We start from the raw sequence: 5,612 nt of genomic DNA, 5'->3' as shown, positions 1-5,612 counted from the left end.
ATCATCTTGCCGACATTCTGCTCCAACCAGGTTTTGAACGTGTTAAGCAACGGCAGGCTATATTGCTGGCGAGCCTGATATTTATCCATTTCACTACGGCCTCGCAGACCTCGTTCGACGCCATACCGTTTACCGATGTAGCCCAGCGCCACATCCGCTTTAGTGGGTTTGCCTTTAGGGGATTTGGCATTCTTGGGAACCGCTTTGACCGCGTCCATATTTTTGCGCCGGGCATGATCCCAGCAGCCGATACGCATCAGCTTGTTCTCACGGCACACTGCGTCATAACCGGCATAGACATCGATTTGCAAAATACCCGTGAATCCGGCCAACAGGCGCACGGGAACGCTACCAGCGCGGCTCGGGTCATACTCAAACAGCACTGAGGGTTTATCGGGTGGGCCACCGCGTATCACCCACATCCATTGGTCCGATTGGGCGGTTTTGCCTTCTTCTTTCAGGACCTGGATGCGGGTTTCATCCATTTGCAGGTAACGACTGCTGTTTTGCACCTCCCGCAGTCAGGTAAGCAGCGGGGTAAATACCTTGGCCAGCCGGATGGACCGGGCGATGAGCGGCCACAATAAACTCCTCGCCATCGCGGTCAAACACCGCTTTTTCCGCCAGTATTCGATGACTTTTAACTTGGCGGGAATAAACGCCAGCTCTTCTTTAACCTTGCTGAAGAAGGTGGTGCGGGCGCCGGCCTTCTCTTGCTCTGACAGGCACAATTCAACACGCTCGAGCAGCAGGCTAGCGGAGAAACCGCGTTGGCGTGTTGTCCTTTTTGGCGAGGAGGATGTAGCGGGAACATCTTCAGGTAATTGCGTATCTAAGGCCTCAAGCGCCGCTTCCAGTTCAGCTTCATCAAACAAGGCAATCTGGTCAGCATGTCGCTCGCTACTGGCGGCAAACTGTTGGGCTTTTTTGTGTCAACGCCAATTGAATTCTGACCCAGTGGGTCATTATTACATCGGCACTAACATTTTTGAGCCTGAGTTTCTCTTCCAACAAGAGAATATAGTGGTCACGGTATTGAAGTTGTTGCAGCAATTCCTCGTTGATTGCCAACAATTCAACCGCAGATAAACTGCGGTTTTCGGGGTTTTCGGCTGGCAGGGAAGTAGGCACATTCATGGTTAAATGATAACAAAAACAGCTACCTAATGCTTATTATTTCGACTAATTAACGCCATCATAATGCAGTTTTTTATGCCCATTGAGCAGACTGATATCATAACCATCGAGCAGCCAGTTAATCTGCTCCTCGGTCAGAGATAACAGGTCATCGGCCAGATTGGGCCACTTGAATTTCTCCTCTGCCAGCGCCTTGTAATAGAGGACAAAACCATTGTCTTCCCACATCAGACATTTGATTTTATTGCGCTGGCGGTGAGTGAAAGCATACAAAGCCCCGAAAAAGGGATCTTCTCAACGACTCTGACATAGGGGGCGGTGGATGCGACTAGGCAAAATTGCAACCAATCTAAATCTCCATTTGGAAACTATATCACTTAACAAGATGCACTTGATTAATAATTTATTCTCACATATGATTTCCATATGGAAACCATATTAAATTCAAAGATGAAAAATAAAAAAGTCTCAGAACTAGAAATCGCCCTGTCACTTCTGCAATGTGAATTGGTAGCTCGTCGTAACCGCTTTACACCGGAAGCCATAACATGGTCACAGTATGACGTTCTGGAAGCCCTGCGTGTTAACGGGGCTTTGCGCCCGTCAATGATTAGTAATCGGCTCGGAGTTTCTCGAACTCAACTTTCAAAGGCGCTGCGCGTGCTCAAAGATTTGGATCTGGTAGAACAGGTGTCGGACGACACCGATCGTCGTGTTCAGGCGACACGGTTAAGTGATCAGGGAAATGCTTTCTTGGAACATGCAGCCAGACAGCGGCAAGGTGCAGCGCAGTTGGTCGCATCGGTCATGACTTCAGGAGAACAGGCGATCTTCGCGGAGCTCTGCCATAAAGCCGTCAGGGGATTACAAATGGAGGGCATCAAGCATGACTGATCGGCCCATGCGTATTATTCGAGCCAGAACCAACAATCTGAAAAATGTGACCATCGACATCCCCAAATACCAGGTCGTCGCTTTTACCGGAGTTTCAGGATCAGGTAAGTCGTCACTTCTGTTCGATACGATAGCTGCAGAATCTCAACGTCAACTGGCTGAAACCTATTCAACCTTCGTTCGCAACCGGCTTCCTCATTTCGGTCAGCCAGATGCTGATCGTCTCGAAAATTTACCAGCATCGATCGTGATTGACCAGCGCAGGCTTGGTGGCAATGCTCGTTCCACAGTCGGAACAGTGACCGAGATCTACGCGCTGCTACGCCTGCTCTTCTCGCGCATAGGAAAACCACATATCGGCGAATCCAGCTTGTTTTCGTTCAATAACCCTCATGGCATGTGTCCACAGTGTCAGGGGCTGGGGACGGTGCGGACGATAGACGAGAATGCCTTGTTTGATCGTGAGCGCTCGCTGGATGAAGGAGCCATACGCTTTCCCGGATTCGAGCCCTCTTCTTGGCGTTGGAAACGCTATGCTTTATCAGGCTTCTTTGACACGACAAAACCGCTTGAGTGTTATACCAACGAGGAATGGAAACGGCTGACCGTTGAAGAAGGCACTCCCGTAACAGCTCCTAAACCAGGTTGGCCGAAAACGACGACCTATGAAGGAGTATTGCCTCGTCTGCGCCGTTCATTTCTGGAACGTGAGGAGAGTGATCTTTCGAATGTCGAGCACGAGGCACTGTCGCGCGTGACCCAAAGCGGCCCCTGCCCCGCATGCAACGGCGGTCGTCTTAATCCTACGGTGCTTACCTGCCGGATCGCAGAGCACAACATCGCCGAATGTGCCGCAATGGAGGCAAGCAACCTGCTAGATTTTTTGCGTGGAATCAACGAACCGAAGATGCTACCGGTCCTGTCGTCGATGACAGAAAAACTGGAAAGCATGATCGATATCGGCCTCGATTATCTCAGTATGGATCGGGGAACATCTGGTTTGTCGGGCGGCGAGTCACAGAGAATAAAAATGATCCGTTACCTTGGTAGCAGCCTTACCGATATCGCTTATATTTTCGATGAACCCAGTATCGGCCTACACGCTCGTGACGTTAGCCATCTAGGAGAATTGCTTATACGCTTGCGGGACAAAGGCAACAGTGTCCTTATGGTAGAGCATGATCCTGACCTGATCAGCATCGCAGATCAGGTCATCGACATGGGGCCACAGGCCGGCCAATCAGGTGGGGAAGTCGTCTACCAGGGCACGGTGGCAGAATTGCGAGAGACAGAAACGGCAACCGGGCGGAGTTTTCGCAAACAGCACACGATCAATGAGGCACCCCGAGCTCCGTCTGGCTGGATCAGTATCAAGCATCAATCCATGTTTAACGTACACAATCTGTCGACCGATATTCCTCTTGGGGTCATGACTGTTGTCGCAGGCGTTGCGGGTTCTGGCAAATCGACGCTCACGAACCGAATATTGCCGAGACTTCGTCCTGATGTAATTGTGATAGACCAGACTGAACTTCGTGGCTCATCCCGTTCGACACCAGCTAGTTACCTAGGCGTGCTAGACGATATTCGCCGTTTATTCGCTCGCCAGAGCGGCAAACCTGTTGGCTTATTTAGCAACAATGCCACCGGATCGTGCCCGGTTTGCAAAGGTCGTGGTATGGTCCGCACTGATCTGGCCTTCCTTGATACCGTTGAATCTATATGCGAGGTCTGCGACGGATCGGGTTATAGCGATGAGGCCCGCGCTATCCGAGTCAAAGGATACGCCATCGATAAAGTTATGCGCATGCGCGTGCCCGATATTCGTCATCTGTTTGATGGCAAACCAGAGATTAAGGATAAAATGACACGAATGGAACAGGTTGGGCTGGGATATATGCAGATAGGACAGAGACTTTCAACCTTATCAGGGGGCGAGCGGCAGCGACTGAAGCTGGCAAAAGAACTTGGGCTAAATAGCCGGATATACGTGTTTGATGAACCCACATCCGGTCTTCATACGAATGACATAGAACACCTGATACAATTGTTTGGCACACTCGCCGACCAAGGGATCACGCTCATCATCGTTGAACATAACCTCGATATGATCGCAGCCGCTGATTATGTCATTGAAATGGGGCCGGGAGCAGGAAAATACGGTGGTAAGATCATCTATCAGGGGAGACCTGCCGGCATGCTAGCAGAACCAAAATCAGTGACGGGCCCGTTTCTTTCCGAATACTTAAAAAACTCACCTTCACGCTCCGTCTGTCCTACCTGACTTTTCTTGAATAGGCTTTGCTGTACACAGCTCGCACTCCTTTTTGTTCGTGTGCTAGGCACTTTTCTATCCAATAGGATTGTACCCGGCTTCATGCAGCAAGGTACTCGCCGTTATGTAGAGATCATGAGGCCAAAACTTACTAACTGACTAAACCTTTTTCTGTGTGGCCTGACCTGCTCCCCTCTGGTTAATCCATCGCCAGGCTAGTAATGTTTATCATTGAACGATGAGGACATTACCCATGAAAAAGCGTTTCTCTGAAGAACAGATCATTGGTATCCTGCGCGAAGCTGAGGCCGGCATGACAGCTAAGGAGTTGTGCCGTAAGCATAACATCCCCGATGCGACGTTTTATACCTTGCGGAAGAAGTTTGGCGGTCTCGAAGTCTCCGAGGTCAAGCGTCTCAAGGCGCTTGAAGACGAAAACGCACGTTTGAAAAAATTGTTGGCTGAAACCATGCTGGACAAGGAGGCCCAGCAAGCAGCGCTTGGGGGTAAAGTATTAACGCTGTCTCACAAGCGCAATGCGGTTGCACCGATGTGCCAGCAATCAGGTATTTCAGAACGTCGTGCCTGCCATCTTGCCGGGCTTTCCAGAGCAACTTGTCGTTATCGTTCTCTTAGGGCACAACGAGATGAAGCGCCGACGCTTTGGTTACCGTCGTATCTGGCAACTGCTGCGACGCGATGGCGTCGAAGCGAACCATAAAAAAGCCTACCGTATTTATCATGAAAATGGATTAGCTGTTCACCGGCGAAAGCGCCCTAAAGGGCTGTCCGTGGAACGTCAAACTCTTGTTCGGCCCAGTGCTCCAAACATGACCTGGTCGATGGATTTTGTCATGGACGCTCTCGCCGGTGGCAGAAGGATAAAATGCCTGACCAGCGTGGATGATGCTAGATGCAGCTGAACGCAGACATCTATTCTTACTGGCTCATGAACGTCCACCGACCGATCCGGGCAAAACTTGGTGTGTGGTTCCCCTTTTGATTCGCCGACTGATGGACGATATGGCTCAACACCCTGCCTATGTGTTAAACCTGCGCTGGGATGTTCTCGCCTATAACAATACAGCCAACCATTTGTTTAATTTCGATCAACACTCTTTCGAAAGGCGCAACCTCTTATGGATGCTATTTACCGATCCGGCTCTGCGAGAACTTTTTGCCGACTGGGAAACTGAAGCACCTCGCATATTATCCAGTTTTCGCCGTGATTATGCTCGCGCTAATCAGGCAACCGACATCAGGGAGTTGGTGGATGAATTAAAGAAAGTGTCGCCAGATTTTAATA

The 5,612-nt window shown here is 50.2% G+C and carries 2 protein-coding genes and 5 pseudogenes; 4 read left to right on the top strand and 3 right to left on the bottom strand.

The annotated features are described in order from the left end of the window. Positions 1–1,137, bottom strand: a pseudogene (locus SJI19_RS24255) (IS66 family transposase); the annotation flags it as partial. A 45-nt stretch (positions 1,138–1,182) separates the two neighbouring features. Further along, a pseudogene (gene tnpB, locus SJI19_RS24250) lies at positions 1,183–1,419 on the bottom strand (IS66 family insertion sequence element accessory protein TnpB); the annotation flags it as partial. A gap of 144 nt (positions 1,420–1,563) precedes the next feature. On the opposite strand from tnpB, the gene SJI19_RS24245 reads away from it, so the two are divergent. Both SJI19_RS24245 and SJI19_RS24240 read left to right on the top strand, forming a co-directional pair. Beyond that, positions 1,564–2,031 carry a MarR family winged helix-turn-helix transcriptional regulator gene (locus SJI19_RS24245; protein ID WP_323480803.1) on the top strand — a complete coding sequence of 156 codons (468 nt, stop codon included), beginning with the start codon at positions 1,564–1,566 and terminating at the stop codon, positions 2,029–2,031. Continuing rightward, entirely contained in the window at positions 2,024–4,315 is a 2,292-nt protein-coding gene (locus tag SJI19_RS24240; RefSeq protein ID WP_323480802.1) for an excinuclease ABC subunit UvrA, read from the top strand. Before SJI19_RS24245 ends, SJI19_RS24240 begins: the two co-directional genes overlap by 8 nt. Here the strand turns inward: SJI19_RS24240 and SJI19_RS24235 are convergent. Further along, positions 4,308–4,465 (bottom strand): annotated as a pseudogene (locus tag SJI19_RS24235) (integrase); the annotation flags it as partial. The gene SJI19_RS24240 and the pseudogene SJI19_RS24235 sit on opposite strands and share 8 nt — an antisense overlap. 94 nt (positions 4,466–4,559) lie before the next feature. On the opposite strand from SJI19_RS24235, the pseudogene SJI19_RS24230 reads away from it, so the two are divergent. Then, positions 4,560–5,214 (top strand): annotated as a pseudogene (locus tag SJI19_RS24230) (transposase); the annotation flags it as partial. Beyond that, positions 5,210–5,612, top strand: a pseudogene (locus SJI19_RS24225) (XRE family transcriptional regulator); the annotation flags it as partial. The pseudogenes SJI19_RS24230 and SJI19_RS24225, both read left to right, overlap by 5 nt.

Source organism: Acerihabitans sp. TG2, from assembly GCF_035013185.1.
Classification (GTDB): Bacteria; Pseudomonadota; Gammaproteobacteria; order Enterobacterales; family Enterobacteriaceae; genus Acerihabitans.
The sequence above is the reverse complement of the archived record's forward strand: the minus strand, read 5'-3'. Positions and strand labels throughout refer to the sequence as shown.